This window comes from Peribacillus sp. (genome assembly GCF_059453735.1).
Genome location: NZ_JAZVJO010000177.1, coordinates 1 through 3,530, shown reverse-complemented (window position 1 = coordinate 3,530; position 3,530 = coordinate 1). Strand labels below are relative to the sequence as shown.

General features: G+C 38.5%; 4 protein-coding genes. 2 read left to right on the top strand and 2 right to left on the bottom strand.

The genetic code is table 11. The features are described from left to right. Together AC52RT_RS05920 and exaC are read right to left on the bottom strand one after the other, a co-directional pair. Nucleotides 1–291 (bottom strand): DUF779 domain-containing protein (locus AC52RT_RS05920; protein WP_495539889.1); only part of this gene is annotated, 291 nt, incomplete at its 3' end. Nucleotides 292–312: 21 nt separating this feature from the next. Further along, nucleotides 313–1,830, bottom strand: a complete 1,518-nt coding sequence (gene exaC / locus AC52RT_RS05915; RefSeq protein ID WP_495539888.1) for an acetaldehyde dehydrogenase ExaC — start codon at nt 1,828–1,830, stop codon at nt 313–315. Nucleotides 1,831–2,179: 349 nt separating this feature from the next. Between exaC and AC52RT_RS05910 the strand changes: the two genes are divergently transcribed. Both AC52RT_RS05910 and AC52RT_RS05905 read left to right on the top strand, forming a co-directional pair. Beyond that, nucleotides 2,180–3,160 carry an NAD-dependent epimerase/dehydratase family protein gene (locus AC52RT_RS05910; protein WP_495539887.1) on the top strand — a complete coding sequence of 327 codons (981 nt, stop codon included), beginning with the start codon at nt 2,180–2,182 and terminating at the stop codon, nt 3,158–3,160. A gap of 151 nt (nt 3,161–3,311) precedes the next feature. Further along, nucleotides 3,312–3,530, top strand: a 219-nt coding sequence (locus tag AC52RT_RS05905; protein WP_495539886.1) for an RNA polymerase sigma factor, incomplete at its 3' end; no start/stop codon positions are given.

The window sequence follows — 3,530 nt, the reverse complement described above, 5'->3', positions numbered from 1 at the left end:
TTCAACGCTATCAAGTGAGAAATCTGGGCCTCTTCCTTCTTGTGCATCGATGATTAGCTGCGTATGCTTCCAATAATCGTATTGGCTTTTATGCATGTAGAAGGGGATAGCACCAATAGTTCCTAGATAGATATCTGAATCTCCCAGTTTAAAATCTCCTTCTCTATAGCACATCGGAGAAGATCCGTCACAACAGCCGCCAGATTGATAAAACATGATAGATCCATGTACTTTTTTAATAGCATCTATTAATCTAAGTGCTTTGTCTGTTGCAATAACACGTTCTATCATGTTTGATCGTATCCTTTCGATTTAGAAGAATCCTTGAGCGTCTTTAGCGTAGCTTACTAATAGACATTTTGTTTGTTGATAGTGAACCAGCATCATTGCGTGGTTTTCACGGCCGATACCTGATAATTTGAAACCACCAAATGCTGCGCCAGCAGGGTATTGGTGATAAGTGTTTGTCCAAACGCGGCCAGCTTCGATACCACGTCCAGCACGGTAAGCAAGATCTCCGCTGCGTGACCATACGCCAGCTCCTAAGCCGTAAAGTGTATCGTTTGCAATTTCCATCGCTTCATCGAAGTCTTTGAATGTAGTAACAGCAAGTACTGGTCCAAAGATTTCTTCTTGGAAGATGCGCATTTTATTGTTTCCTTTGAATACTGTTGGTTTGATGTAGTTACCATTTTCAAGGCCATCAATTTTGTTCTCTGCTCCGCCGATTAGTAATTCAGCGCCCTCTTCTTGACCAAGTTGGATGTAAGAAAGGATTTTTTCTTTTTGTTGACTAGAAGCTTGAGCTCCCATCATCACTTCAGTATCAAGCGGGTTACCGACTTTAATCGCTTTAACACGTTCTAGTGCGCGTTCCATGAATTTATCGTAGATTGATTCTTGAATTATTGCACGAGAAGGGCATGTGCAGATTTCGCCAGAGTTCAATGCAAACATAACCATTCCTTCGATTGCTTTATCTAAATAAGAATCGTCTTTATCCATAACATCTTCAAAGAATACGTTAGGTGATTTACCACCAAGTTCAAGTGTTACAGGAATGATGTTTTCTGTTGCGTATTGCATGATTTGACGACCAACAGCAGTTGAACCTGTGAATGCAATTTTAGCAATACGTGGGTTCGTCGCAAGTGGTTTACCAACTTCAACACCGAAACCATTTACAATATTAAGAACACCTGCTGGAAGGATATCTTCAATTACTTCTATTAATACCATAATAGAAGCTGGCGATTGTTCAGCTGGTTTCATGACGATACAGTTACCTGCTGCTAATGCTGGAGCGATTTTCCAAACTGCCATTAGAATTGGGAAGTTCCAAGGAATGATCTGTCCAACAACACCTAGTGGTTCTTGGAAGTGGTAAGCTACAGTATCATTATCTAGTTGAGTTGTGCGGCCTTCTTGAGAACGAATAGCACTTGCAAAGTAACGGAAGTGATCGATAGCTAACGGTATATCTGCATTCAATGTTTCGCGGACAGCCTTACCGTTGTCCCATGTTTCCGCTACAGCAAGTTTTTCTAAATTTTCTTCTAAACGATCAGCGATTTTATTTAATAAACGAGCACGTTCTGCTGCAGTAGTTTTTCCCCAAGCTACTTTTGCTGCATGTGCTGCATCTAATGCTAATTCAATATCTTCTGCTGAAGAACGAGCAGCTTTAGTGAAAACTTCTCCAGTTACTGGAGATTTATTTTCAAAGTATTGGCCATTTACTGGTGCAACCCATTTTCCCCCAATAAAGTTATCATACTTCTCTTTAAATTGTATAACCGATCCCTCTGTATTCGGATTTGCATAAATCATAGTTGTTTTATCCCCCATATTCTTTTGTGAAACAAACCCACATGTATACGCTCTCATATAATGGTAGTAACTTATAAGGTTTGTTTTCTATCTCTATAATGCCCTCTACCAGAGAAAAATTCAAGAACTATTATGCTAGCATAATTAGTTATGTGTTCAATAATATGGTATCGAACATGTAAGGGGAGTTCGGTTTTATGTAGATTTCAATAAAAATAAATAATTTTGTAACATACCGTACACAAGATTCTGCTTATTTTAATGGAATACATGTACAAATAGAAAGAACTGCTTTACCATTAAATTGTATATCGCATAATATTTACAAAATCGAATGGAGGAATTTAGCATGAAAAATGTATTTATTCTAGGCGGAACGGGTCTCCTTGGCTACCATACAATTAGAGAACTAGTAAAAAGAGAATATAAAGTTTCTACTGTTTCTTTACCTCCGATGCCGCATCCAGATTTATTACCAACAGGCGTAGACTGTCAGTTAGGTAATATACATGAGATGTCTGATGATGAAGTATTAAAGCTTTTGGAAGGTATCGATATGTTTATCTATGCCGCTGGAGAGGACGAGCGTTCCGTTCCCGCTGAACCAGCTGTTACCTTTTTCTATCAGGCCAATGTCCTGCCTACGCAAAGAATGGCTCGTCTAGCTAGAGAAGCTGGTGTGAAAAGATTTGTCATCTATGGTTCTTACTTTGCACACTTTGCTGAAAAGTGGACGGAACTGGATCTAAAAGATCAAGCCTACCCTCGAACAAGGCTTTTACAAGAAGAAGTTGCCATATTAGAAGGTAATGGAGAAATGGATGTAATGTCCATTCGGCTGCCATATATATTTGGTACGATGCCTGGCAGGCTCCCTTTATGGACGATGTTTCTGCCGCAAATCCAGGGAAAAGAGTTCGTCCCAGTATTAGCAGGCGGTACGGCAATGGTCACGGTTCAGCAAGTGGCAGAAGCAACCATTGGTGCTTTAGAGTTTGGAAAACATGGAGAGAAATATGCCATTGCGGATACGAATATGAAACACCAAGAATTCTTCCAAATCATTGCTGATTTACTTGGTCAAGAAGACACGATCATTCAAGTTGCTCCATTAGAACAAATGAAGAAAGCTTTAGCGGAACATGATAAAGAGGTAGCTGCTGCTGGGAAAGAACATGGAATTCATTTAGCTATGACAGCAGAAATCCAAAATCGTGATGCCTTTATCGATCCAAATGACACGATGCCAATCTTAAAATATAAAAAAGACGATGTTCGAGCCGCTATAAAAGAAACGATCGAACTCTGTATAGAGGCTGCAAGGAAGTAAAATTATACCTTTTTAACAAACAAATAGAATACGAATAGAAGGGAAAAAGTTATGATTTCAATCAATCAATAACTTTATTCCCTTTTTTTGTATAATTATTTTTATTGTAAACTTTTACCGATGTTATTCGTCTAGTAAGTAGGAGGGTATGATGAATGTTATAGATGAAAATAACGAGTTAAATTCAGAGCTTAATATTGTGTATAGATATTTACGGAAAATAGGCATCGCACAAGCAGATGCAGAAGATGCAGTACAGGAAACAGCTTATAAATATTTGTTGTACTATGATACGATTCAAACTTCAAAGATACGGAGCTGGCTGATTCGTGTATCATTAAATTTTTATTATGATCAGTGTCGTAAACAA